Here is a 24,152-nt window from a genome sequence, read left to right as displayed (position 1 = left end):
GCCGCCTCTCTGCTCAGGGCCTGGTCGCCTGTTCGATGCGCTGCTCGATCGCACCGAAGATGCTGTTGCCGGCGGCATCGAGCATCTCGATGCGGACCACGTCGCCGAAGGACATGAACGGCGTGCTCGGCTTGCCGTCGCGCAGGGTCTCCACCACGCGCTGCTCGGCGAAGCACGAGGCACCCTTGCTGGTGTCTTCGTTGGCGATGGTGCCCGAGCCAACAATGGTGCCGGCGCTGAGCGGACGGGTCTTGGCCGCATGCGCGACCAGCTGGGCGAAGTTGAACTGCATGTCCACGCCGGCTTCCGGCGCGCCGAACCACTGGCCGTTGATGTGGGTCAGCAGCGGCAGGTGCACCTTGCTGTCCTGCCACGCGGCGCCCAGCTCGTCGGGGGTGACGAACACCGGCGACAGCGCCGAGCGCGGCTTGGACTGCAGGAAGCCGAAGCCCTTGGCCAGCTCGCCCGGAATCAGGTTGCGCAGCGAGACATCGTTGACCAGGCCGACCAGCTGGATATGGCCTGCGGCCTGTTCCGGGGTGGCGGCCATCGGCACGTCGTCGGTGATCACCACGATCTCTGCTTCCAGGTCGATGCCATAGTCCTCGCTGACCACCTTGACCGCGTCGCGCGGACCGTAGAAACCGGCGCTGGTCGCCTGGTACATCAGCGGGTCGGTGTAGAAGCTCTCCGGCACCTCGGCGCCACGGGCGCGGCGCACGCGCTCGACATGCGGCAGGTAGGCGCTGCCATCGACGAACTCATAGGCACGCGGCATCGGCGCGGCCAGCGCCTGCGGGTCCAGGTCGAACACGCCATCGGCGTCGCCCGCGTTGAGCGATTCGTACAGGGCGTTCAGGCGCGGCGCGATGTGGCTCCAGTCCTCCAGGGCCTGCTGCAGGGTGGCGGCAATGCCGGTGGCGCGCACGCCGTGGCGCAGGTCACGCGAGACGACGATCAGGGTGCCGTCGCGGCCGCCTTCCTTCAAAGAACCAAGCTTCATGGGTGGGTGTCCGGAGTCGTGGGCAAACAAGTTTCAAGTGTAATCAAATCTGCGTCGACGCCAAGCTGCAGCGCGGCATCGGCCCACCCTACCGTAGTGGGGGGTTCGGCAGGGTTGCACCCTGCACCTGCTTCAAGCCAGGGCAACGTCAACAGCAACAGCCGGCTCTGGGTTGTCTGTGAGCTGGGCGGGACGGTGTGGGTGGGCAGGACACGCCGTAAACCCGTCCCTGGTGGCTCGATGGCGCCATCCATGGCGCCAACGGTCCTGCCCACCCACACCGTCCCACCCCTGACAATTTCCCGATGACGGATCGAACATCCACATCATTCATCGTCGAAATCCGTCAGATATCGAAATTGATCGAATGAGATTCGACAGATCGCGGAAAACTCTCGAAGGCGGGGTGGGTCCGGTTGCGGGGGCGTGAGCCGCATGGATGCGGCGACCGAGCTTACATGGGTGAGGGCGCTTTGCTTGCGAAGCATTGCTTCGCAAGCGCCCGAACGCACAGCCGCCAGCGGCTGGGCCGGGCCCCGGAGGGGGACTTGCAGCGCCCCCCGCAACCGGACCCACCCCGCATCCCTCAGGAAACCGGCTTTTGACGTTGACGTTGACGTTGCTTCGGCCTCTGCGGGTGCAGGGCGCAGCCCTGCAGAGAGCCCCCTACCTGAACAGGCCTTTTTGCGTGAAGTCTCAAACATCGTTTAGACTTGCAGGGTCTGCAGCGGCCGTCCGTTTCCCTCCGGGACCGCCGGCGACCAGGGTCCGCCCTCTTCGCCCGCCCCCACTCCGACGCCGTTCGTCACGCATTCCAGCCTGCGCTCCGTGCCGGCTGCACCCAATTCTCGCAGCGCGGTTCACGGGAACGCTCCGAGTCAGCCGATCAGTTTGATCTGCCCCCGTCTGTCCGTTCGGACAGGCGTTTCTTGTACTTGGAGCAATCTCAATGTCTTTTGAATCGCTGGGCCTGGCGCCCTTCCTGCTGCGTGCGCTCGCCGAGCAGGGCTACGAAAACCCGACCCCGATCCAGCAGCAGGCGATCCCGCTGGCGCTGGCCGGTCGCGACCTGCTGGCCGGCGCTCAGACCGGCACCGGCAAGACCGCCGCCTTCGGCCTGCCGCTGCTGCAGCACCTGGGCACCGCCTCGCAGGAAGTGCGCAGCGGCCCGCGCAAGCCGCGCGCGCTGATCCTGGCCCCGACCCGCGAGCTGGCCACCCAGGTGCATGACAGCCTGCGCGGCTACAGCAAGTACCTGCGCATCCCCAGCGCCTGCATCTACGGCGGCGTCGGCATGGGCAACCAGCTGGACATCCTGCGCCGTGGCGTGGACCTGCTGGTGGCCTGCCCGGGCCGCCTGATCGACCACCTCGAGCGTCGCAGCATCGACCTGTCCGGCATTGAACTGCTGGTGCTGGACGAAGCCGACCGCATGCTCGACATGGGCTTCCTGCCGTCGATCAAGCGCATCCTGGCCAAGCTGCCGAAGCAGAACCGCCAGACCCTGCTGTTCTCGGCCACCTTCGAGGACAACATCCGCCAGCTGGCGCTGGAGTTCATGCGCAACCCGGAACAGATCCAGGTCACGCCGAAGAACACCGTCGCCGAAACCATCACCCATCGCGTGCACCCGGTCGATGCCGGCCGCAAGCGCGACCTGCTGCTGCACCTGCTGGCGCAGGACAGCCGCGAGCAGACCCTGGTGTTCGCCCGCACCAAGCACGGCAGCGACAAGCTGGCCACGTTCCTGGAAAAGTCGGGCATCAAGACCGCGGCGATCCACGGCAACAAGAGCCAGGGCCAGCGCCTGCGTGCGCTGGGCGACTTCAAGGCCGGCCGCGTGACCGTGCTGGTGGCCACCGATATCGCCGCGCGCGGCATCGACATCAACGAGCTGCCGAAGGTGATCAACTTCGACCTGCCGATGGTGGCCGAAGATTACGTGCACCGCATCGGCCGCACCGGCCGCAACGGCGCGACCGGCCAGGCGATCTCGCTGGTGGCGCAGGATGAAGTGAAGCTGCTGCGCGCGATCGTGCGCCTGCTGGGCCGCGACATGGACATCCGCGATGTGCCGGGCTTCGAGCTGCAGACGCCGATCCGCTGGGGCAACAGTGCGCCGGGCAAGGCCGAGCACGATACCGGCGAGCGCGCACCGCGCAAGAGCCACGCACGCCGTCCGCACGGCGATGCGCCGCGCCATGCGCATGCGGGCCCGAAGAAGGCCGGTGGTGGCCGTCGCGAGGGCGGTGGCAATGGCCAGCAGCGTGCAGGCGCCGGTCAGGGCCAGCGTCGTGGCGGTGGCGGCAATGGTGGCGGCCGTGGCCGCGGCCAGGGTGGCAACGGCGGCGGTCGCGCCGGCTGATCGCAGCTGACATGGAGGGTGCTTCCCGCTGCGCGGGGGCTATCGAGGGACGGCGCTGACGCGCCGTCCTTTTTTTTGTTGCGGGCTACCGGGTGATAAAGCACGCGGTGGCAGTACCGAGGGCGGATGGGCATGGGGGCAGCGCAGAACACGCTGTAAATACGTCCATGTAAGCTCGATGGCGCCATCCATGGCGCCAACGGTTCTGCGCTGCCCCCATGCCCATCCGCTTCAAGCATTGCCTGCACCTTCTTCTCCCGCCGGGTAGCCGGGAGAAGAAAGATCAAATTCAAATTCAAATTCAAAGGCAAAAGCCGAAGTCGCAATTCCTGGTTCTGCTTTTGCTTTCGCCCTTGCTCCCGCCTTGGGGTTCGATGCGTCCGCGCCCGCAGGAAACTGTCGAGGGGAGGCCGGGCGGGCTGCGCAGGACCGTGAGGCGCATGGATGCGCCGATCGAGCTTACATGGACGTATTTACAGCGTGTCCTGCGCAGCCCGCCCGGCCTCCCCCCCACACGCATCAATCGAGGCGCGCAAAGCCTCAACCCCGCGCTTTACTCGGATTCACCAGATTCCCGAAGAAGATCGCGTTGATCAGCAGTCGATCCGTCCCGTGCCAGTACTTGCGATGCGCCGGATCATCGGCGAACAGCACCACGTTGCCCTGCCCCTGCGCCGACACCAGCAGCCACGCGCTGCCCGCCACCCGCGTGCGATTGCGCTCGGACAGATAGCCATTCACCCGCGGCGGCGTGTCGATGCGTACCACCGTCGAGAACGGGTTAGCGCTTGGCTGCAGCGTCACCGTGTTTTCCTTGTTGATCGCCAGCTGCCGGCGTGGCACGCCAAACGCCAGCGGATGGCTGGTATCCACGTCGGCACTGAGGATGTTGCCGCTGACCCGCTCGATCGCGGCGATGTCGCGCTGGTCGCCGAACGCACGGCGGCTCTCGTCCGCGGTCTCTTCTTCCTTGCCAAGCTTCTCGCCGTCGGCGAGCTTCTGTTCGATCGCCCACTTCGAGGCACTGCCATAGGTAACCAGTGAACCACCGGCCTGCACCCAGCGCTTCAGTGCAGCCACCGCCGTGGCATCGATGCCTGTGTAGGTTCCACCGGACAGCACGATGGTGGTGTAACGATCCAGCGGTGCTTTGCCCAGCTGCTGCGGATCCAGCTTGCTGGCGGGCAACCGCAGCTGCTGGTCCAACAGGAACCAGGCCGAGCCGATCTCGGTGGCGGCCACGCCCTCGCCCATCACCAGCGCAACCGCAGGTTTGCGCAGCGCTTTGACGCCATCACTGCCGAGGTCGATGCCCTTACGGCTGCGGCCGCTGGACAGCGCGTGCACCTGCACACCGGCAGCACGCGCGGCAGACGTCACGGCTTCAAGCAACGCCGTGCCCTGCAGTGATTGCCCGGCCACCGGAATCACCAGGCTGCCGGCGGCGAAGTTGACCTCGCCCTGCGTGGTCGCGGTGGTGAACGGCTGGAATGCCGCGCGTGCATTCACGCCCTTGCCCTGCAGCGCGGCCAGCGCGCGCCCGGCATTGTAGTCGCGCCAGTCGATCGCGTAGGCGAATCCTGCCTGGCCGCCCAGCAGGGTGCTCTGCTCCGCCGGCAGCGCCGCCACGCGTGCGCCGCCGTCGATGCGGCTGCGGCTACCGGCGAAGGCCACACCGTAGGCCGGTGCAATCGCGTAGCTGGTGCTGCCGTAGAACACATCGCCCTTGATCGGCGGCGTCTCGGCAAAGATCGAATGCACCAGGCGGAACTGCGCCTGCTGCACCGGCACCACGTAGGCGCTGCCGGCATCGAAGCGCTGGCCATCGACACTGACGTCACGTTCCAGCGCGCGCACCTCGATGCGATGCAGCAGCAACAGTTCCAGCAAACGACGGGTCAATGCGGGGTCATGCGCATCGCCGAATACGAAGCTCTTCACCGGCTGCTGTGCGGCCTGCTTCAACGCGCTCTGGAAGAACTGCTTCTGCAGGTCGAACAGGCCGCTGCGCTCGGCTACCGCGCCGCGCACCGTGCCCAGCCCGGTAGCCACCTGGTTGCGGATGGTGAACGGGAAGGTCAGCAGGCCGTTCACCGATTCCTGCACGCGGCCGCGCGAGCTGGCCTGCTCGACGGTAACGCCGACGGCACCGTGGAAATCAGGATAGGTCGAGCCGTACACCGGCGAGAAGTTGTCGAAGTTCTCGCCGGTGTAGTACAGCGAGCCCAGCGCATCCAACGCCTGCGCGTGGTACTTGGCCAGGGTCTTGTTGAATTCATACGACGCCGCTGGAATCAGCGGGCTGTGCATGCTCTTCGGCGACGGTTCGAAGTAATAGGTGCTGTCCTTGCCCATCTCGTGGAAATCAATCTGCACGTTCGGGTACCACTGGTGGAACACCTCCACCTTCGGCCGCGAGTCCTGCTGGGTCAGGGCCAGCCAGTCGCGGTTGAGATCGGTGAAGTAGTGGTTGGTGCGGCCCTGCGGGAACGGCTCAACGTGTTCCTTGTCGGCCGGGTCGGCCGAGGCCGGATCAGAGGCCCAGGCGTTGTGCCAGTTGGCGGCACGATCACGGCCATCCGGGTTCTGCGCCGGGTCGAACAGCACCACCGCCTGCTGCAGCCACTGCTGGGTTTCGGCGCTGCGGTTGGCCACCAGGTAGTACGCCGTCAGCATCGCCGCTTCGGCACTGGAGGTCTCGTTGCCATGCACGCTGTAGCCCAGCCACACCACCACCGGGCTGTCACCGGCGGCGCTGCGCGGCTGCGCCGGATCGGCCAGGGTCGCGTGCTGCTGGCGGATCTGTTCCAGCCGCGCGTGGTTGCCTGCAGCAGTGACGGTGGCGATCAGCAGCGGGCGACCTTCATAGCTGCGGCCGATCTCGCGCACGCTGATCTTGTCCGAGCGTTTCGCAAGTTCCTGGAAGTACGCCACCAGCTGGTCGTGCCGGGTGTAACGGCTGCCGATCGGGTAGCCGAGGAACTGCTCCGGCGTGGGCACCGCTGCATCGAACGCCGCTGCGTCGGTCACCTGCGGGAAGAAGTACGCGCTCTGTGCCTGCGCCGGCTGCGGCGAGGACAGTGCGGTGGCGGCGGCAAGCAGCAACGGAAGAACGGCACGGCGATGCAAGGACACGATGACTCCCCTGGAACACAACGGCAGACAGTCGCGCGGCCGGTCCCTTCAGGTGACCGGCCGCGGCGGATGGATCAGAAGCGGTAATCGAAGCCCAGCGTGAAGTAGCGGCCACGCAGGTCGTACTGGCTGAAGTCGTACGGCGCGCGGATGCCCGGGAACGAGGCGTCGTACGGCGGCGTCTTGTCGGCCAGGTTCTGCACCTTGGCGTACACGGTCAGCTTGTCGATGCCGGTGTAAGCCAGGTACAGGTCGTACTGGCTGTAGCTGCCGACACGCTGCTGCACGGCCTTGGCGGCGGTACTGGCTTCCTGGCGGTAGCTGCTGGTGTAGTACCAGGTCACGGCTGCGTTGAAGTCGCCGTACTTCCAGTCCAGCGTGGTGGTGGCCTTGTCCTTGGGCAGGGTTGCGCCCAGGTTGCTGCCGGCGTAGTCCACCAGTGGGCCGCCGACCACGGTCGGGCGACGGTAGTCGCGCACGTGGGTGTAGGCCGAGGACACGGTGAAGTCACCCAGCGCAGCGGTCGGGATGCGCTGGCGCAGCTCGACGTCGATGCCCGAGGTCTTCAGCTCGCTCAGGTTCTGGTAGCGGTTGTAGACCGCCTGCAGCTTGCCGCGCTCATCGCGCTGCACGGCGCCGGCCACGTTGTCGTTGACCAGGGTCTGGGTGTTGTTGGTGCCGACCAGGTTGTCCAGCTGGATGCGGTAGTAGTCCACGCTCAGGTTGGTGTTGGCCCACGGCGACAGCACCACGCCGAAGTTCACGCTCTTGGTGCGCTCGGGCTTCAGTTCGTTGTTGCCGACGGTGAAGAAGGTGGGGTTCTGACGCGAGCCCGGCACGTCCGGGTCACGCGGATCGACCACGCTGCCGTAGGCGATGCTGGTGCTGTTGGAGTTCTCCGACAGCGACGGCGCACGGAAGCCCTTCGAGGCCGAGGCACGCACCAGCAGGAAGTCGAGCGGCTGCCAGCGCAGGCCGATCTTCGGCGAGAACGCATCGCCGAAATCATCGTAGTGATCGGCGCGCGCGGCAGCGGACAGCTCCAGCGTCGATGCCAGCGGCACGTTCACTTCGGCGTAGGCCGCACTGACCTGGCGCTTGCCGTGCACTTCGGCGATGGCCGGGCGCACCTGCAGGCCTGCGTCGATCTGCCACGGGTTGTTGGAATCGAGCTTCTCGCGGCGCCACTCGGCACCGGCGGCGAAGCCGATCTCGCCGGCCCAGGTATGGCCCAGGCTGCCGGAAATCTTCGCATCGATGCCCTGCAGCTTGGACTCGGCCGGACGCAGCGTGGCGATGTTGATCGAGTCGCGCACCGACTGCGGGGTGGCGGCCGGGTTCAGCAGGTTGTAGCTGCCCGTTGCCAGCGCATCGGCCAGCGCCCAGCGGTTGGCGAAACCGCCAGAGACACTCTCACGCTCGCTGCTGCGCGCGCCGAACGCGGCCACTTCCCAGTCCCACTTCGCGGTGGTGCCACGCAGGCCGAACACGCCGCGGTAAGCGGTGGAGCGGTTGGTCTTGAGCGTGCCGCCCAGGTCGAAGAAGGTGTATTCGATCGGGATCGCACGGCCGTACGGGTTGTACGGATTGTTGGCCGGCAGCAGCGACGACACCGGCTCGGCCAGGCCACTGTCCGCGTTCAGTGCGAAGCGGCCGCTCTCCAGGGTGAAGAACGGGCTGCTGCCGAACCACGCGGTGCTCTTGATCTGGCTGTACAGCACTTCGCCGAAGGCTTCGACGTTGTCGTTCAGGCGGAAGGTACCGTTGGCATAGGCCTGGTAGCGCTTGGTCGAGGGAATCAGCGTGGTGAACGGCGCCTGGTTGAAGCCGCAGGTATCACCGGCCAGGCCGTCGATCGGTGCGCTGGCGACGCGGGTAGTACCGGCCGGGCAGTTGCCGCTGGCATCGAGCATCGGCACCGACACACCGTTGACCAGATAGCGCGCGCCCTTGGCCGACCAGCCGTTCCAGCGGCCACCGGGCTTGTCGGTGTAGATGCCGCTCTTGGTCAGGTTGCGTTCGTCCTGGTCCAGGCGCTCGCGGTTGTAGCCCTGCAGGCTGAAGAGGATGTTGTAGCCATCGGTATCGAGATCACCGAGGCCGCCGACGAACTTCAGGTTCTGCTCGTGCAGGCCGCCCTGGTCGGCGCCGCCGAAGCTGCCGCCGATCTCGGCGCCTTCGAAGTTCTGCCGGGTGATGATGTTGACCACACCGGCCACGGCGTCGGAGCCGTAGACCGCCGAGGCGCCATCCTTGAGCACTTCGATGCGTTCGACCGCGACCAGCGGAAGCGCGTTGAGATCGACAAAGGTGTCGGACAGGCCACCGGCCGGGAAGCCGTAGTTGGCCAGGCGACGGCCATTGAGCAGCACCAGCGTGTTCTTCTGCGACAGGCCACGCAGGCCGATGCCGGCCGAGCCGGAGGCCCAGCCGTTGTTGGTGGTTTCGTTGCTGGCGTTGCCGGTGTTCGCCGAGATCGAGCGCAGCACATCGGCCACGGTGGCCTTGCCGGTCTGTTCCAGCTGCTGGCGGCCGATCACCTGCACCGGGTTGGAGGCCTCGGTATCGGTGCGCTTGATGTTGGAACCGGTGACGCGCACGGCAGCCAGGGTGCTGGCTTCGCCACTGGCGTCGGCGGAGGTTTCGGCGGCGGCGGACAAAGGCGCGGCCAGAGCGACGGCCAGGGCCGCCACGAGCAGGGTGTGCTTGGGCATGACGATGTGGGGGAGGTGGTAAGGGCGACGAAGTTCCGCAGTAGTCCATGCTTGGCCGGGGTCCGGCCAATAACATCTCTTCATACGGATATAAGAGAAACTATCATCTCTTCATCCGGATGGAAAGAGTTGCTTCACGAAAGTCCAACATCCGCTCAGGCTGGCCGGCCATCTGCGGCGTACAATCGCGTCATGGAAATCTTCAAAGTCTTCATGCTCGAGGCGGCGCACCGCCTCCCCAACGTGCCGCCGGGGCACAAGTGCGCGCGCCTGCACGGCCACTCGTTCCGGGTGGAACTGAAGGTCGAGGGCGAGCCTGGCGCGCAGACCGGCTGGATCATGGATTTCGGCGACGTGAAGGCGGCCTTCCAGCCGATCTACGACCGCCTGGACCATCACTACCTCAATGACATCCCCGGCCTGGAGAACCCGACCAGCGAGAACCTGGCGGTGTGGATCTGGAACGAGCTCAAGCCGAGCCTGCCGGCGCTGAGCGAGATCACCGTGCACGAAACCTGCACGTCGGGGTGCCGCTACCGTGGCCCCACTGCCTGATCAACCCATTGATCTGAAAGGTGTTTCAAAGGCGCCTCGGGCGCCTTTGTTATTTTTGTTGCATTGCCGCATCAAGGGCGTATGCTGCATTGCATCACGCCACTCCCTGATGCCCCATGGCCGCCGCCTTCAGCGATCGCTTCAGTGATGCCACCCGCCAGCTCGCCGCCGCGGCAACGCGTGCGAACCGGTTGGCGTTGGAGAACGCGGAAAGCATGTTCGGCGTGCAGCTGAAGGTGATGGAGCGCAACCTGACCGCGACCGGCGGCTGGCTGGGTGAACTGGCCCGCGGCGAGGATGCGGCCGGGACGCTCTCCAAGGGTGCGCAGCTGTGGCAGGACAACCTGCAGCGGCTGGGCCAGGCCCAGCAGGACGTGGTTGGTCTCGGCCTGCAGGCCAGCAAGGCCTGGTCCGAACTGGTGCAGGGCTACAACGAATCAACGGCGGACGCGAACAACCACTGACGCGACGCAACGCTCATTGCGTGGGTCCCTCCCCCCACGCAATCCGGACCCGGCAGATCCCTCCCTCTGCCGGGTCTTTTTTTACCTGGCGTTTGGATTGAAGAGCGCTTCTTCGCCTGGATTCCCTGCGAGCTGAGGGGCCCCGCCGGGGCAGGCAGGGGCCTGGGCAAATGTCCCCCGGCGCCGGCCGTTGGCCGTCACCTCCTCCTTTACTTTGCCCAGACCCCTGCCCGCCCCGACGAGGCTCGGCTTACGGCAGGTAAAGCGCAGCGCTCGTGGCGCCTTTCAACTAGGCGCCGGAGGACATTCGTACGCAAGGGCCTCCGCCCCGCGCCACGCTGATTCAATCCGCTGCACGCAATGCAGAAACGGCTCAGCGCCCGCGACCACCGTGCCAATGCTGGTGCCACGCCTGGAACATCAGCACGTTCCACAGGTGCGTGTGCCACTTGCGCTCGCCACGCAGGAACGCCTCCCAGATACCGCGCACGCGTGCCACATCGAAGCAGCCCTGGTTGCGCAGCAGCTGCGGATCCAGCAGCGCCTCCGCCCAATCGCGCAGCGGGCCCGCCAGCCAACGCGCCATCGGCGGGCCGAAGCCGCGCTTGGGACGGTACACCAGCGGTTCCGGCAGGTAGCGCGCCAGCAGGTGCTTGAGGATCCGCTTGTGCTCACCATCGTGGTACTTCAGGTGCTGCGGCAGGCGCCAGGCCAGACGCACCACCTCCATGTCCAGCAGCGGCGCACGCGTCTCCACGCCCGCCGCCATGCCGGCACGGTCGACCTTGGCGAGGATGCCCTCGGCCAGATCCATGCGGAAATCCAACAGCTGGATGCGCGCCTCGGCCGGCAGCGCAGAGTCCTGCTGCTGGAAGATCGTCATCGGCTCACGTGCGCCCAGCACCACCTGCGCCGGCTGCCGCCAGCGGGTGACACGTTGCAGGTAATGCCCTTCCACATCGTTGGCGGCAACCTCGGCCACCAGCGCACGCCAGCCGCCGAGGCGGCCACGCTCGACGTTCATGCGGTTGCCACTGCGCCGCGCCAGATCACGCACCCAGTCCGGCAAGCCACCACAGAGGCGTGCATTGCGCAGCGCCCGGCCATAGCTGGGATGACCGAAGAACAGTTCATCGCCACCGTCGCCGGTCAGCGCCACCGGCTTGCGCGCGCCCAGCAGTTCACTGGCCAGCAGGGTCGGCAGCTGCGAGGCATCGGCGAACGGTTCGCACCAGACCTGCGGCAGGCGCTGCAGCAGGTCCAGGCCCTGGCGCGCATCCATCCGGTGCAGATGGTGCTGCACACCCAGGTGGCGAGCGACCTGCGAGGCCCAATCGCTTTCGTCGTGGCCGGGATCGTCGAAGCCGACCGTCCAGGCCTCGATCGGCAGCGTCGACTGCGCCTGCATCATCGCGGTCACCAGCGACGAGTCGGTGCCGCCGGACAGGAACGCACCGCAGGCCAGCGGCGAATGCATGCGTGCCGCGATCGCCTTCTGCAACACCACTTCCAGCTGGTCGGTGGCCTGTTCCAGGCTCGGCGCCGGCTGCAGGGGTTCCTGCAGCGCACTCTGCATCGCATCGCGTGCGCACCAGTAGCGCGCGCCCCCTTCCGCCGCCTGGCTGGAACCGCCGGCAGCGTGGTCATCCAGATCGACGCGCAGCACCGCGCCGGCCACCAGCTTGTGGATGCCCCGGTAGATGGTGTGCGGCGCCGGCACATAGTCGTGGCGCAGCAGCAGGCTCAGCGCATCCTGGTCGATGCTCGGCGCGAAACCGGCGAAGGCCTGCAGCGCCTTCATTTCCGAGGCGAACAGGAACTGGCCCTGGAACCAGCCGTAATACAGCGGCCGCTCGCCAACCGGATCACGCGCCAGCCACAACTCACGCGATTCGCGGTCCCAAACACTGAAACCGAACGCGCCTTCGATACGCGACAGCGCCCGCTCTACGCCCCATTCAACGATCGCCTGCAGCAGCAGCCGGGCGTCACTGCAGCTGCGTGGCAGCTCGCGCAGCTGCGCCTGCAGGTCGGCGCGGTTGTACAGGCGGCCGTCCAGGCACAGCACGTAACGGCCACAGTCCGAGCTCAGTGGCTGCAGCGGAGTGTCGGTCGGCGCCCGGCAGTGACCCAGCGCCAGACCGGCCTCGGCGTCGGTCCAGTAACCGATGCGGCCCCGGCCACGCTGCTGCAGGGCGCGCAGCATCGGCGCCAGCTGCTGCAGCAGGTGTTCGTCCTCGGCGGGCGGCAACCAGGCCCCGACCACGCCGCTCATCGGGCACCTCCGTAGCGGCAGCGGCGGGACGGGTTCAGCAGGCAGGGGGCGGCGAGCGACATGGGAACGGCACGCGGAGCGGAGGAGACTCCATGCTCGGCGCCCCACCTGCCCCGCGTCAGTCGCTTTGCTGTCAGCGATGGTCACCAGACGTATCACGAAGGTAACGTTTTGTAACGGCAACAAGCTATGCTGGGCGCCAAGTTGTTGCCAGGCCTGAGGCCCGGCCCGAGCGCCAGCAACCCCGGCTGAATGGCGCCCGCCCCCGGGACCCGGGCGGCCCGCAGGCTGGGATAGCATCGCCGCGCTCGTGCCGTGGCGGTACGTTTGCGCCCACGGAGGCCTTGAAAATGCTGGATATCGTACTGGTTGAAGACGATGCCCGCCTGGGTACGATGGTCAGCGACTATCTGCGGCGGCATGGCTACCAGGTGGCCCATGAGCGCAGTGGCGAGCGCGCGGTGGCCCGGATCCTGGCCGAGAAGCCGGCCCTGGTCCTGCTCGATGTCGGCCTGCCCGACCAGGATGGTTTCGAAGTGTGTCGGCAGATCCGGCCCCACTATGACGGCATCATCTGTGTGCTGACCGCCCGCACCGACAACATTGACCAGGTGCTGGGACTGGAGCTGGGGGCCGACGATTACATCGGTAAACCCATCGAACCGCGGGTGCTGCTCGCCCGCCTGCGTGCCCATCTGCGCCGCCACCGCCGGGTCGAACCGCGCGACGGCAGCCTGCGCTTCGGCGAGCTGAACATCGACCCGTCCACCCGCAACGTGCACCTGCAGGGCGGCCTGCTGGAGCTGACCACGGCCGAGTTCGACCTGCTGTTCCTGCTGGCCAGCAACGCCGGCCAGATCCTGGACCGCGATGCGCTGCTGCGCGGCCTGCGTGGCATCGCCTTTGACGGCCTGGACCGTTCGATCGATGCGCGCATCTCGCGCCTGCGCCGCAAGCTGGGCGACAACCCTGAACAACCGGAGCGGATCAAGACCGTCCGTGGACGCGGCTACCTGTTCAGCCGCTCGGCATGGGGATGAAGCGCACGCACTCGGCGATGCGCGGCCACGCCTTCCACTTCCTGCGCTACGGCATCGGCTTCCTGGTCGCCCACCTGCTGCTGATCGTGCTGGGCCTGTGGGCCTGGGATGCGCTGCTGGAAGACCGCACCGAAGCCAGCCTGCTGGCCGAGATGCGTGGCACCCATGCGCTGCTGCAGCAACGCTTCGCGGAAACACCACGTGACCAGTGGCCGGCGCTGGCACGAGGGCTCGACGCCGACTTCGCCTATGCCCTGCGAATGGTGCCGCTGGCCGAGGCGGAGAAGGCGCTGTCGGCCAGCCAGCGACCGCCGTTCAACAACGGCCGTGTGCAGATCGACCTGGAACACATGCGCAGCCTGCAGCGGATCGGCGACAGCAACTATGCCGTGATGCTGGGGCCACTGGATGAAGCGTTGCCTGAGGAAGGCTGGCAGGACAGCGAAGTGTCCGGCGTGGCGATCCTGCTGCTGATCCTGATGGTGGCCGTGGCGCTGCCGATGTACGTGATGGTCTACCGCCTGTGGCGCGACGTCTCGCAGCTGGCCCAGGCCGCCCGGCAGATGCGCGATGGTCAGCTGGACACGCGTGCGCCGCGCGCCGGCACCGCGCTGGTGCGGCCGCTGGCCAATGCCTTCAACCACATGGCCGAGCAGCTGCAGCAGCTGCTGGAAAGCCAGCGCGTGCTGGCGCAGGCGGTGGCGCACGAAGTCCGCACGCCGTTGGCGCGGATGCGCTTCGGCCTGGCCGACCTGGAGGACACCGCGCTGGACGAGATACAACGCGATGCGCTGGGTGGCCTGCGCACCGACGTCGATCGCCTGCAGCACCTCACCGATGCCGGCGTCGAGTACGCCGCGCTGGGCCGCTGCCATCAGCTGACCCGCCAGCGCCTGCAGCTGGCCGCGCTGGTCCGTGGCGTGGTGGCCCAGTTCGCACCGCTGCCGCTGCCGGTACAGCAGGCGCTGTCGCCAGCAGGCCTGGTCAACGTCAACCGGCATATGCTGGAACTGGCGCTGCGCAATCTGCTCGGCAATGCCTTGCGCTATGCGCGGCGGCAGATCCGCATCGCCAGCACGGTCAACGATGGCTGGCTGTGCCTGCAGGTGGAGGACGACGGCCCCGGCATTGCGCCCGAACTGCGCGGCCAGGTGCTGCAACCCTATGTGCGGCTGGACCCGGGCAGCCCCGGTTTCGGTCTCGGCCTGGCACTGGTGCAGGTGGTGGCCGACAAGCATGGCGGCCACGTTGAAGTGACCGACTCCGAACTGGGCGGTGCCTGCATCCGCCTGCACCTGCCTCTGGAAAGCGGCGGTGCCGTGGTGAGCGAGGCGGCCTGCTAGGCCGCCGGCTCCGCGCGCGGCAACGCGAACACGAACAGCGCGCCACGCTCACTGTCGCGCAGTTCGATGCGGCGGCCATGCAGCTGCACGATACGCTGCACGATCAACAGGCCGAGGCCACCGTTCTCGCCACGCCGTGCGCCCAGTGCGGCCGGCGCCTGGAACAACTGTGCGCGCAGCGCCGCTGCCACACCGGGACCATCATCGGCCACGCTCACCTCGATGCTGTCCGCGGTCGCACGCAGGCACACTTCGATCCGCCCACCTTCCGGCGCGTGCCGCAATGCATTGTCGAGCAGGTTGGTCAGCACCCGCTCGACCAGGCCCAGGTCGGCACGTACCAGCGGCAGGCCGGGCGGAAATTCCGCGTGCAGGCGCTGGTTGCGCGCCTGCGCGGCCAGCTCGAACTTCTGCAGTACGTCCTGCAGCAGCTCCGGCAGCGCGAACACTTCCCACTCCAGACGCACTTCACCGTGCTCCAGCCGCGCCAGCTCGAACAGCGCGCGCGCCAGCCGGCCAACCTTGGCGCTCTGTGCCAGCGCGATACCGAGGTAGCGGCGGCGCTCGTCCGGTGACAGCGTGGCGTCCTTCAGCGCCAGCGTTTCCAGGTAGCCATGCAGCGACGACAACGGCGTACGCAGGTCGTGCGAGATGTTGGCAACCAGCTCGCGCCGCTGCAGGTCCTGCTGGCGCAGCTGCTGCCACTGCTCCCCCAGCCGCTGCGCCATCTGCGCATGTGCATGTTCGAGAATTACCAGCTCGTCGCGCTCGCCCGGGCGCAGCGGTTCGGGCGGCGGCAACGGTGTCGGCGCATCGATATCGAAGGCTTGGATGCGCCGGGTCAGCCGCCGCAGCGGACGCGTCACCCAGTAGAACGCCACCAGCCCGGCCAGCAGGCCGAGGCTTCCGACCAGCATCACCGACCACCATGTGGTGTTCCACTGGCTGCCGGCCGCGAGGTCGTCGGCCAGCATCTGCCGGTGTTCGCCCACCAGCACCACGTACACATAACCGGCCTGGCGGCCCTGCACGATCAACGGTGCAGCACTGAACACCTTGCGGCCATCGGCGCTGCGCGGGTCATCGCCGAGGATCGGCAGTGGCGCACCCGACAGCAGGCGGCGTAGCGGTGCCACGTCCACCTTGTTGCGCACCAGATGGCCGCTGGGCGCGTCGTGGCCGAGAATGCGGCCTTGGTCGTCCAGCAGGTAGACCTCGACGCTGGGATTGACCGCCATCAGCTGGCCGAACAGCGCACGCACCGCAGCATCGCGCATGCCGCTGGTGTCCATCAGTTCGCTGCGTTGGGCGATGTGTTCGGCCAGGCCCAGCGACAGCCGCTGCACCACTTCCTGCTCATGGCGGGTGTTGGCGCGCATCTGCAGTGCCAGCAACGCCATGCAGCACATCAGCATCAGCGCGGCGATCACCGCCGCCAGCTTCTGCCACAGATTGGGCTTGATCATGCCGCCGCCCCGGCCGGGTCGACCAGCTTGTAGCCGCGGCCCCACACCGTCAGCAGCCGCCGCGGGTTGGCCGGGTCCGGCTCGATCTTGCTGCGCAGGCGGTTGATGTGGGTATTGACCGTATGCTCGTAACCATCGTGCTGGTAACCCCAGACCTGGTTGAGCAGTTCCATGCGTGCGAACACCTGGTCCGGGTGGCGGGCGAAGAACAGCAGCAGGTCGAACTCGCGCGGGGTCAGTTCCAGCGCATTGCCATCCACCGAAGCGGTGCGCGCGACCGGATCCAGCTGCAGCCCGCCCAGCTCGATCGCGCCCGCATCGATGCGTGCGCTCTGTGCCATCGCCTCGGCGCGGCGCAGCAGGGCGCGCACCCGTGCCACCAGTTCCGGCATCGAGAAGGGTTTTGCCAGGTAGTCGTCCGCGCCCAGCTCCAGGCCGACAATGCGCTGGGTCTCACTGCCGCGCGCGCTGATGATAATGATCGGCACGTAGCGCGCCATCGCGCGTGCACGCTGGCACACCTGCAGGCCGTCGACACCGGGCAGCATCACGTCCAGCACCAGCGCATCCCATGGGCCGTCCTGTTCCAGCAGGCGCAGGCCACCGTCACCGCTGGCGGCGTGGGCCACGTCATAGCCTTCATCGCCCAGGTGCATGCGCAGCAGGTCAGCGATGTGGGCATCGTCTTCGACGATCAGCACGCGTTTGGTCGACATCGGCAGCTCGGAGCCAGTGGGGAAGCTGGCTGCATTGTGGCGCGGGACGGCCGCCGATACCTCACGAAAAATTGAATCCTGCGTGAGGATTCGTTGACCCGGGCGGGCGCAGCATGGCCCCGTCGCCCCTTCCCGGAGTCCGCCATGTCCCTCTCCCGCCGCCATCTACTCGGCCTGGGCGGTGTTGCCACCGCCGCCGGCCTGCTCGGCCTGGGGGCCTGCAGCCGCGCCGCCCCGGCCGCCGCCGAAGCGCGTCCGTCGCGACAGTTCGAGGTCATGCGCAGCGATGCTCAGTGGCGCCAGCAGCTGACCCCGGCGCAGTACGCGGTGCTGCGCCAGCAGGCCACCGAGCGCCCGTACAGCAGCCCGCTCAACAAGGAACATCGGCAGGGCACCTTCGCCTGCGCCGGCTGTGCACTGCCGCTGTTCTCCTCGTCCACCAAGTTCGAGAGCGGCACCGGCTGGCCCAGCTTCTGGGCACCGCTGCACAACGCCATCGGCGAAGACCGCGACGTCACCTTCGGGATGCTGCGGGTGGAGGTGCATTGCCGCCGCTGCGGCGGCCATCTCGGCCATGTGTTCAACGATGGGCCACGCCCGACCGGGCTGCGCTACTGCATGAACGGTGCGGCGATGGTGTTCGTTCCCGGTGCCACTGATGGCACTGCCGACGGCTGGCGGGTGCCGGTCGGTTCTTCCCCTGCTTCCGGAGCCTGACGATGCTGCTGTTGCTGCTTGCCTATCTGGGGGGCGCGCTGACCCTGCTCAGTCCCTGCATCCTGCCGGTGCTGCCGTTCGTGTTCGCGCGTGCCGATCGCCCGTTCCTGCGCAGCACGCTGCCGTTGCTGCTGGGCATGGCGCTCACCTTCACCGTGGTCGCCAGCCTGGCTGCGGTGGGCAGCCAATGGGTGGCGCAGGCCAACCAGGTTGGACGCTGGATCGCCCTGCTGCTGATGGCGTTGTTCGCGGTCGCCCTGCTCTGGCCGCGGCTGGCCGACCATCTGCTGGCGCCGTTCCAGCGTGTGGGTGCACGCCTGAGCGCGCGTGCCGATGCCGCTGATGCTGCTGGGCATGGCGGCGCATGGACCTCGCTGTTGATCGGCATCGCCACCGGCCTGCTGTGGGCACCGTGCGCCGGGCCGATCCTCGGCCTGGTGCTGACCGGTGCTGCCCTGCATGGCGCCAGCGTCGGTACCAGCACCCTGCTGCTTGCCTATGCATCGGGTGCGATCACCGCGCTGGCGCTGGCGGTGTGGGTCGGCGGCCGCGTGTTCCGTGCGCTGCAGGCGCGGCTCGGCCTCGGCGATGTCCTGCGCAAGGTGCTGGGTGTAGCCGCGCTGCTGGCCGTCGTGGCGATCGGCCTCGGCTGGGATACCGGCCTGCTGACCCGCCTGTCCACGGTCAGCACCGCGCGCATCGAGCAAAGCCTGCTGGACGCAGTGCCCGGCGCGCAGCCGGCGGCACCGCCGATGATGATGATGGCCGGCGCCAATGCAGGTGCCGATGCACCGCTGCCGGTGGAAGGCGCCCTGCCCGCGCTGGATGGTGCCACCGGCTGGCTCAACAGCCCGCCGCTGAGTGCACAGCAGCTGCGCGGCAAGGTGGTGCTGGTCGATTTCTGGACGTACTCCTGCATCAACTGCCTGCGCGCGATGCCGTTCGTGCACGAATGGGAGCGCCGCTACCGCGACCACGGTCTGGTGGTGGTCGGCGTACACACGCCGGAGTTCGCGTTCGAGCGTGACCCACGCAACGTGATGAAGGCGGTGCAGCAGCTGAAGGTCGAGTACCCGGTGGCGCTCGACAACCAGTACACGATCTGGCGCGCCTTCAACAACCGCTACTGGCCGGCACAGTACTTCGTCGACGCGCAGGGCAACATCCGCGGCCATCAGTTCGGCGAGGGCAAGTATGCGCGCTCGGAACAGATGATCCGTCGCCTGCTGACCGAAGCCGGGCAGACCAACCTGCCACCACCGGCCGATCCCGCTGCCGCCGACCTGAAGGGCGTGGCCGTGCAGGCCGACATGGGCAACCTGCGTTCGCCGGAAACCTACCTGGGCCACGCCCGCGCCGAGCAGTTCGCCTCGCCCGGCGGGCAGCGCAGCGACACCGCGTTCGACTACAACCTGCCGGCCACCCTGGCGTTGAACCGGTGGGGACTGTCGGGGCGCTGGACCGTTACCGACGAAGCTGCGCAGCTGCAGCAGGCCGGTGGCCGCATTGCATTCCAGTTCCATGCGCGCGACCTGCACTTGGTGCTGGCACCGAGCGAGGACGGCAAGCCAGTGCGCTTCCGCGTCTGGCTGGATGGCAAGCCGCTGCCCATCGCCGATGCCGGCAGCGATGTCGGCGCCGATGGCAGCGGCGTGGTCAACGAACACCGCTTGTACCAGCTGGTGCGCCAGCGCGGCGCGGTCGGCCCGCATCGCTTCGAGATCGAATTCCTCGATGCGGGCGTGCAGGCCTATGCCTTCACCTTCGGTTGAAACGGGAGCACACGATGAAACTCTCTTTTGAACAAGGTATCGCCGCCGGTGTCGCCGGCTTGGTAGCTACTGCATTGATCGCTGGCGTGCTGCTGGTCGACCACGGCGCAGTCGCGGCACCGCTGGAAGCCAGCGCGCAGGCCAAGGCACTACCGGCGCCCAGCGGCGACGCCGCGTTCCGCGATGACGCCACCCATGCCAGCGTGGTGTTCGCCGGCGGTTGCTTCTGGGGCGTGCAGGGCGTGTTCCAGCACGTCAAAGGCGTGAGCAATGCGGTGTCCGGCTACATCGGTGGCAGCGCGGCCAATGCGCGCTATGAGCGCGTCAGCGGTGGCCAGACCGGTCATGCCGAGGCGGTGAAGATCGACTACGACCCGCGCCAGGTCAGCTATGGCCAGCTGATGCAGGTGTTCTTCTCGGTGGTGCACGATCCGACCCAGCTCAATCGACAGGGGCCGGACCACGGCAGCCAGTACCGCTCGGCGATCTTCAGTGATGACGCACGCCAGCAGGCGGCCAGCCGCGCCTACATCGCCCAGCTCGGCCAGGCCGGCAGCTACCGCGCACCGATCGTCACCCAGCTGGTCAGCGGCCAGCACTTCTACCCGGCCGAGAGCTACCACCAGAACTACATGACCAACTACCCGCAGGCGGCCTACATCCGCTACTACGACGCACCGAAGCTGGCTGCACTGGGCAAGCAGTTCCCGGCGCTGTACCGGCGCGACGCGGCACTGGTGCCGATGCGGTAACGACCCGGGTAGTGCCGACCGCTGGCCGGCTCCTGCGGATCTGGGGATCGCCGGCCAGCGGCCGGTACCACCTCCAAAAAAAGACGCACGGCCATCCAGCCGTGCGCTTGGGAAGTATCGGCCGTGCCCCGATCAGGCCCGTCCGACAACGACATGCTAGGCTCGCCATCATCATGGGTACAGAACCAGATGGCGGGAAGTTCGATGGATACAGATAACCAGAGCGCGATGATCCCACCCCGCTACCAACGGCTGTCCGATGAACTGGCCGAAGCCATCCACGGCGGACGTCTCCCGGTCGGCAGCCGCCTGCCTTCACTGCGGCAGATGGCCCTGCAGCGAAGGCTCAGCCTGAACACGGTGATCGCGGCCTATCGCCAGCTGGAGGACGCCGGCCTGGTCATTCCGCGGCCAAAGGCCGGCTTCGAGGTGGCGCCGCGATTGTCGGTGCCAGAGCGTTCGCTGCGTGATACCCCGTCCGCACCCACCGCACCACTGCAGCAGGTGCTGATGGCGCGCGTGCTGGAGGCACAACGTCGCTCCGGAGTGATCGACCTGGCCTTCGCCGGTCCGCGCGGGCGCCAGTTCTATCCGGGCGCGCAGCTGGCCCGGCATACCGCGCAGGTGCTGCGGCACGGCCAGCAGACAGTGGAATCCTACGCGCGCCCGAACGGCTCCCCCAGGCTGCTGGCGCAGATCGTGCGTCGCGGTCCACGCATGGGCCTGCACACCCATAGCGAGCGGCTGCTGCTGACCCACGGCGCGATGGAGGCCCTGCAGCTGGCACTGCGCGCGGTCACCCAGCCCGGTGATGCGGTGGGCATCGAGGCGCCGTCCTACTTCAACCTGTACCCGTTGCTGGCCAACCTCGGCCTGCAGGCCATCGAGCTGCCCACCCACCCGCAGCACGGCCTGGATGTCGATGCACTGGAAGCGATGCTGGAGCACACGTCGCTGGCCGCACTGGTGGTGATGCCGACCGTACACAATCCGCTGGGCTGTACCATGCCGACACCCGCCAAGCAACGCCTGGCCGAACTGGTCAACGCGCGCCAGCTACCGCTGATCGAAGATGCGGTGTATGCCGAGCTGCAGTTCTGCGAACCGCCGGCGCCCTTGCTGAAGGCCTTCGATCGCGATGGCTGGGTGATGGTGGTCGGTGGGTTCTCCAAGACACTGGCACCGGATTACCGTATCGGCTGGCTGGATGGCGGCCGCTTCGCCGAGCGCATCGCGCTGCTGAAATTCCAGTCCACCGGTGGCGAGCCTCAACTGCTCGGCGATGCGGTGGCGGCGTATCTGGAAGCCGGAAGCTACGAGCATCACCTGCACCGCATGCGCCGGCTGTACCGCGAACAGGTGGGACGGCTGCGCCAGCTGGTGGCCGAACACTTCCCGGCCGGCACCCGTGCCACCGAGCCGCAAGGCGGCTTCCTGCTGTGGCTCGAACTGCCGGGCGTGGATACGCGTGAGCTGTTCGAACGTGCGCTGGTAGAGGACATCGTGTTCATGCCCGGCCAGGTGTATTCGCGTGGTGCGCGTTACCGCCACTGCCTGCGGCTGTCGTGCTGCCAGACCTTGGATGCGCGCTTCATCGGTGCGGTGGAGCGGCTGGGTGCGATCGCGCGGGAGCTGGCGGCTGCAGCACGGTAACGCCGGCCGCTGGCCGGCAACCTCGGGATCGCCAGGTGGATGCAGTTGCCGGCCAGCGGCCGGCACTACCTAGGATCACTCAAGCAGGTGCACGCCCAGCGCCGCGTGTACTCGCGCGGCGCGCGCTATCGCCACTGCCTGCGGCTGTCGTGCTGCCAGATGCTGGATGCGCGCTTCATCGGCGCGGTGGAGCGGCTCGGTGCGATCGCGAAGGAGCTGGCAGCTGCAACACGGTAGTGCCGGCCGCTGGCCGGCAACCTCGGGATCGCCGGGTGGATGCAGTTGCCGGCCAGCGGCCGGCACTACCCAGGATCACTCAAGCACGTGCGCGCCCAGCGCCGCGTGTACTCGCGCGGCGCACGCTACCGCCAATGCCTGCGGCTGTCGTGCTGCCAGACCTTGGATGCGCGCTTCATCGGTGCGGTGGAGCGGCTGGGTGCGATCGCGAAGGAGCTGGCGGCTGCGGCACGGTAACGCCGGTCGCTGGCCGGCAACCTCGGGATCGCCGGGTGGATGCAGTTGCCGGCCAGCGGCCGGCACTACCCAGGATCACTCGAGCAGGTACGCCGACAGCGCTTCGCCATCCTCTCCCGGCAGATACGGCAGCCGCCCCCAGCACGGCATCGGCAGGCGCTGCTGCAACGTCGCGATGTTCTCATCCTGGCGCTGCATCACCGGGTCGATGTGGTTGCCGATCCAGCCCAGGCACTCCACGCCGCTGGCCTGCAGCGACTGCGCAGTCAGCCGTGCGTGGTTGACGCAGCCCAGCCGCATGCCGACCACAAGTACTACCGGCAGATGCAATGCACGCACCAGGTCGAGCTGCTCGAGCGTGGCCGAGACCGGCGCCAGCCAACCGCCAACGCCCTCCACCACCACGACATCGGCCTGAGCACGCAGGCGCGCGAACGCTGCCACGATCGGCGCCAGTTCCACCTGCACGCCATCCTCGGCAGCGGCCAGCTCCGGCGCCAGCGGTTGCCGCAGCGCGTACGGATTCAGGTCGGCATAGACCGGCACCGGCCAACTGGCCGCCTGCAGCGCCAGCGCGTCCTCGTTGCGCAGGCCCTGCCCCAGGTCTTCGCTGCCGCTGGCCACCGGCTTCATGCCAACCGCGCGCAGGCCGCGCCGGCGCAGTGCATGCAGCAGCGCGGTGCTGGCCGCGGTCTTGCCGATCTCGGTATCGGTGCCGGTGACGAACAGGGCAGGCGGCAGCGTGGCGGGCAACGGCATCGATAAGCTCCAGCGGGGCAACAGAGCCTGCATTATCGCCGGCCCGGCGCGCTTGCTAGACTGCGGGCATGTTCGCCAATGCCTCGCTCACCGGCAGCAAGCCGGAACAATACGCCCAGCTGCTGGAACAGGCCCGCGGCCTGGTCTACGCCGAGTCCGACCGCATCGCCAACGCGGCCAACCTCTCCGCGCTGGTCTATCACGCTCTGCCCGACCTGAACTGGGTGGGCTTCTACCTGTACGACGGCAAGGAACTGGTGGTCGGGCCATTCCAGGGCCTGCCGGCCTGCGTGCGCATCCCGCTGGACAAGGGCGTGTGCGGTGCCGCCGCCAGCCAGCGCGTGACCCAGCGCGTGGAGGACGTCGATGCCTTCCCCGGCCACATCGCCTGCGATTCGGCCTCGCGCTCGGAACTGGTGGTGCCGTTGCTGCGCGGCGATGAACTGATCGGCGTGTTCGACATCGACAGCCCGAAAGTCGGCCGCTTCGATGCCGACGACCAGGCTGGCCTGGAAGCCATCGCCCGCGTGTTCGTCGAGGCGCTGGGATGAGCGCACCGAAGCTGCGCAACATCGGCCCGAAGAGTGCGGCGTGGCTGCGTCAGGTCGGCCTGCGCAGCCGCGAGGATCTGGTTGCGATCGGCGCGGTCGGCGCCTTCGTCAAGGTCAAGCGCGCCGGCTTCAAGCCCAGCCTGAACCTGCTCTATTCACTGGAAGGCGCGCTGCTGGACTGCCATTGGCAGGAACTGAGCGAGCCGCAGCGTGAGGCACTGGTGCAGGATTACGAAGCGCGCATCGCTGCGCATCCGCTGAAGGCGGCCGGCCCCGCTTCGGGCCCGGTGCATGAGCAGCGCTTCGATGCTGACGACGACGCTGAGGACAGCGTGGCCGAGCGCGCGGACGAGGATTGAGGCCTCCGCGTTCCTGGGGATGCCGGCCAGCGGCCGGCA

General features: G+C 67.7%; 20 protein-coding genes. 13 read left to right on the top strand and 7 right to left on the bottom strand.

Annotation, left to right across the window (positions count from 1 at the left end; genetic code table 11):
* Positions 1 to 13 precede the first annotated feature (13 nt).
* Positions 14 to 1,003, bottom strand: a complete 990-nt coding sequence (locus ACSYAO_RS02625) for a fumarylacetoacetate hydrolase family protein (RefSeq protein ID WP_032127967.1) — start codon at positions 1,001 to 1,003, stop codon at positions 14 to 16.
* Positions 1,004 to 1,952: 949 nt separating this feature from the next.
* Here ACSYAO_RS02625 and ACSYAO_RS02620 point away from each other — a divergent pair.
* Positions 1,953 to 3,368: a DEAD/DEAH box helicase gene (locus ACSYAO_RS02620; RefSeq protein ID WP_049461652.1), complete on the top strand. Its 1,416-nt coding sequence runs from the start codon at positions 1,953 to 1,955 to the stop codon at positions 3,366 to 3,368.
* A 540-nt stretch (positions 3,369 to 3,908) separates the two neighbouring features.
* On the opposite strand, the gene ACSYAO_RS02615 is transcribed toward ACSYAO_RS02620, so the two are convergent.
* Together ACSYAO_RS02615 and ACSYAO_RS02610 are read right to left on the bottom strand one after the other, a co-directional pair.
* Positions 3,909 to 6,503 (bottom strand): M14 family zinc carboxypeptidase, encoded by a 2,595-nt coding sequence (locus tag ACSYAO_RS02615; RefSeq protein ID WP_049461653.1) that lies wholly within the window; start codon positions 6,501 to 6,503, stop codon positions 3,909 to 3,911.
* A gap of 74 nt (positions 6,504 to 6,577) precedes the next feature.
* Positions 6,578 to 9,217, bottom strand: a complete 2,640-nt coding sequence (locus ACSYAO_RS02610) for a TonB-dependent receptor plug domain-containing protein (protein WP_049461654.1) — start codon at positions 9,215 to 9,217, stop codon at positions 6,578 to 6,580.
* Between the two features lie 192 nt (positions 9,218 to 9,409).
* Here ACSYAO_RS02610 and queD point away from each other — a divergent pair, with 192 nt between their 5' ends.
* Both queD and ACSYAO_RS02600 read left to right on the top strand, forming a co-directional pair.
* Positions 9,410 to 9,772, top strand: coding sequence for a 6-carboxytetrahydropterin synthase QueD (queD, locus tag ACSYAO_RS02605; protein ID WP_005407953.1), 363 nt, complete (start codon positions 9,410 to 9,412; stop codon positions 9,770 to 9,772).
* Positions 9,773 to 9,888: 116 nt separating this feature from the next.
* Positions 9,889 to 10,236, top strand: a complete 348-nt coding sequence (locus tag ACSYAO_RS02600) for a phasin family protein (RefSeq protein WP_014035870.1) — start codon at positions 9,889 to 9,891, stop codon at positions 10,234 to 10,236.
* A gap of 373 nt (positions 10,237 to 10,609) precedes the next feature.
* Here the strand turns inward: ACSYAO_RS02600 and asnB are convergent, their stop codons facing one another.
* Positions 10,610 to 12,511: an asparagine synthase (glutamine-hydrolyzing) gene (asnB, locus tag ACSYAO_RS02595; RefSeq protein ID WP_049461655.1), complete on the bottom strand. Its 1,902-nt coding sequence runs from the start codon at positions 12,509 to 12,511 to the stop codon at positions 10,610 to 10,612.
* Positions 12,512 to 12,861: 350 nt separating this feature from the next.
* Here asnB and ACSYAO_RS02590 point away from each other — a divergent pair, with 350 nt between their 5' ends.
* The gene (locus ACSYAO_RS02590) at positions 12,862 to 13,551 is read left to right on the top strand and encodes a winged helix-turn-helix domain-containing protein (protein ID WP_049461656.1); all 690 of its coding nucleotides are present in this window, start codon (positions 12,862 to 12,864) and stop codon (positions 13,549 to 13,551) included.
* On the top strand, positions 13,548 to 14,894 hold the full coding sequence (locus tag ACSYAO_RS02585) for an ATP-binding protein (RefSeq protein ID WP_049461657.1): 1,347 nt from the start codon (positions 13,548 to 13,550) through the stop codon (positions 14,892 to 14,894). Before ACSYAO_RS02590 ends, ACSYAO_RS02585 begins: the two co-directional genes overlap by 4 nt.
* On the opposite strand, the gene ACSYAO_RS02580 is transcribed toward ACSYAO_RS02585, so the two are convergent.
* Both ACSYAO_RS02580 and ACSYAO_RS02575 read right to left on the bottom strand, forming a co-directional pair.
* Positions 14,891 to 16,360 carry a sensor histidine kinase gene (locus ACSYAO_RS02580; RefSeq protein ID WP_049461658.1) on the bottom strand — a complete coding sequence of 490 codons (1,470 nt, stop codon included), beginning with the start codon at positions 16,358 to 16,360 and terminating at the stop codon, positions 14,891 to 14,893. The genes ACSYAO_RS02585 and ACSYAO_RS02580 overlap by 4 nt on opposite strands.
* A complete protein-coding gene (locus tag ACSYAO_RS02575; RefSeq protein WP_012509950.1) occupies positions 16,357 to 17,076 on the bottom strand; it encodes a response regulator transcription factor in 720 nt (239 codons plus the stop codon). The genes ACSYAO_RS02580 and ACSYAO_RS02575 overlap by 4 nt, the downstream gene beginning before the upstream one ends.
* A gap of 144 nt (positions 17,077 to 17,220) precedes the next feature.
* Here ACSYAO_RS02575 and msrB point away from each other — a divergent pair, with 144 nt between their 5' ends.
* The 6 genes from msrB to ACSYAO_RS02545 all read left to right on the top strand — a co-directional run bounded on the left by msrB (position 17,221) and on the right by ACSYAO_RS02545 (position 22,444).
* Positions 17,221 to 17,793, top strand: a complete 573-nt coding sequence (gene msrB / locus ACSYAO_RS02570) for a peptide-methionine (R)-S-oxide reductase MsrB (protein ID WP_049424854.1) — start codon at positions 17,221 to 17,223, stop codon at positions 17,791 to 17,793.
* A 2-nt stretch (positions 17,794 to 17,795) separates the two neighbouring features.
* Entirely contained in the window at positions 17,796 to 19,565 is a 1,770-nt protein-coding gene (locus ACSYAO_RS02565) for a cytochrome c biogenesis protein DipZ (RefSeq protein ID WP_049461659.1), read from the top strand.
* Between the two features lie 14 nt (positions 19,566 to 19,579).
* A complete protein-coding gene (gene msrA / locus ACSYAO_RS02560) occupies positions 19,580 to 20,317 on the top strand; it encodes a peptide-methionine (S)-S-oxide reductase MsrA (RefSeq protein WP_049424850.1) in 738 nt (245 codons plus the stop codon).
* Between the two features lie 204 nt (positions 20,318 to 20,521).
* A complete protein-coding gene (locus ACSYAO_RS02555; protein ID WP_071227724.1) occupies positions 20,522 to 21,970 on the top strand; it encodes an aminotransferase-like domain-containing protein in 1,449 nt (482 codons plus the stop codon).
* A 39-nt stretch (positions 21,971 to 22,009) separates the two neighbouring features.
* On the top strand, positions 22,010 to 22,207 hold the full coding sequence (locus tag ACSYAO_RS02550; RefSeq protein WP_049461855.1) for a hypothetical protein: 198 nt from the start codon (positions 22,010 to 22,012) through the stop codon (positions 22,205 to 22,207).
* Between the two features lie 87 nt (positions 22,208 to 22,294).
* A complete protein-coding gene (locus ACSYAO_RS02545; RefSeq protein WP_177179489.1) occupies positions 22,295 to 22,444 on the top strand; it encodes a hypothetical protein in 150 nt (49 codons plus the stop codon).
* Positions 22,445 to 22,519: 75 nt separating this feature from the next.
* Here ACSYAO_RS02545 and bioD read toward each other — a convergent pair whose 3' ends face one another.
* A complete protein-coding gene (bioD, locus tag ACSYAO_RS02540; protein WP_440566474.1) occupies positions 22,520 to 23,203 on the bottom strand; it encodes a dethiobiotin synthase in 684 nt (227 codons plus the stop codon).
* A gap of 68 nt (positions 23,204 to 23,271) precedes the next feature.
* Here bioD and ACSYAO_RS02535 point away from each other — a divergent pair, with 68 nt between their 5' ends.
* Together ACSYAO_RS02535 and ACSYAO_RS02530 are read left to right on the top strand one after the other, a co-directional pair.
* The gene (locus ACSYAO_RS02535; RefSeq protein WP_005407940.1) at positions 23,272 to 23,754 is read left to right on the top strand and encodes a GAF domain-containing protein; all 483 of its coding nucleotides are present in this window, start codon (positions 23,272 to 23,274) and stop codon (positions 23,752 to 23,754) included.
* On the top strand, positions 23,751 to 24,113 hold the full coding sequence (locus ACSYAO_RS02530; RefSeq protein WP_032128727.1) for a TfoX/Sxy family protein: 363 nt from the start codon (positions 23,751 to 23,753) through the stop codon (positions 24,111 to 24,113). The genes ACSYAO_RS02535 and ACSYAO_RS02530 overlap by 4 nt, the downstream gene beginning before the upstream one ends.
* The last annotated feature ends 39 nt before the right edge of the window (positions 24,114 to 24,152 follow it).

Source organism: Stenotrophomonas sp. STK16_22, assembly GCF_051984505.1.
Taxonomy (GTDB): Bacteria; Pseudomonadota; Gammaproteobacteria; order Xanthomonadales; family Xanthomonadaceae; genus Stenotrophomonas; species Stenotrophomonas maltophilia_A.
This window is presented reverse-complemented; position numbering and strand designations above follow the sequence as displayed.

Coding starts and splice junctions, on each gene's coding strand:
- ACSYAO_RS02625 (WP_032127967.1), bottom strand. CDS start 1,003: ATGAAGCTTGGTTCTTTGAAGGAAGGCGGCCGCGACGGCACCCTGATC.
- ACSYAO_RS02620 (WP_049461652.1), top strand. CDS start 1,953: ATGTCTTTTGAATCGCTGGGCCTGGCGCCCTTCCTGCTGCGTGCGCTC.
- ACSYAO_RS02610 (WP_049461654.1), bottom strand. CDS start 9,217: ATGCCCAAGCACACCCTGCTCGTGGCGGCCCTGGCCGTCGCTCTGGCC.
- queD (WP_005407953.1), top strand. CDS start 9,410: ATGGAAATCTTCAAAGTCTTCATGCTCGAGGCGGCGCACCGCCTCCCC.
- ACSYAO_RS02600 (WP_014035870.1), top strand. CDS start 9,889: ATGGCCGCCGCCTTCAGCGATCGCTTCAGTGATGCCACCCGCCAGCTC.
- asnB (WP_049461655.1), bottom strand. CDS start 12,511: ATGAGCGGCGTGGTCGGGGCCTGGTTGCCGCCCGCCGAGGACGAACAC.
- ACSYAO_RS02590 (WP_049461656.1), top strand. CDS start 12,862: ATGCTGGATATCGTACTGGTTGAAGACGATGCCCGCCTGGGTACGATG.
- ACSYAO_RS02585 (WP_049461657.1), top strand. CDS start 13,548: ATGAAGCGCACGCACTCGGCGATGCGCGGCCACGCCTTCCACTTCCTG.
- ACSYAO_RS02580 (WP_049461658.1), bottom strand. CDS start 16,360: ATGATCAAGCCCAATCTGTGGCAGAAGCTGGCGGCGGTGATCGCCGCG.
- ACSYAO_RS02575 (WP_012509950.1), bottom strand. CDS start 17,076: ATGTCGACCAAACGCGTGCTGATCGTCGAAGACGATGCCCACATCGCT.
- msrB (WP_049424854.1), top strand. CDS start 17,221: ATGTCCCTCTCCCGCCGCCATCTACTCGGCCTGGGCGGTGTTGCCACC.
- ACSYAO_RS02565 (WP_049461659.1), top strand. CDS start 17,796: ATGCTGCTGTTGCTGCTTGCCTATCTGGGGGGCGCGCTGACCCTGCTC.
- msrA (WP_049424850.1), top strand. CDS start 19,580: ATGAAACTCTCTTTTGAACAAGGTATCGCCGCCGGTGTCGCCGGCTTG.
- ACSYAO_RS02555 (WP_071227724.1), top strand. CDS start 20,522: ATGGATACAGATAACCAGAGCGCGATGATCCCACCCCGCTACCAACGG.
- ACSYAO_RS02550 (WP_049461855.1), top strand. CDS start 22,010: ATGCAGTTGCCGGCCAGCGGCCGGCACTACCTAGGATCACTCAAGCAG.
- bioD (WP_440566474.1), bottom strand. CDS start 23,203: ATGCCGTTGCCCGCCACGCTGCCGCCTGCCCTGTTCGTCACCGGCACC.
- ACSYAO_RS02535 (WP_005407940.1), top strand. CDS start 23,272: ATGTTCGCCAATGCCTCGCTCACCGGCAGCAAGCCGGAACAATACGCC.
- ACSYAO_RS02530 (WP_032128727.1), top strand. CDS start 23,751: ATGAGCGCACCGAAGCTGCGCAACATCGGCCCGAAGAGTGCGGCGTGG.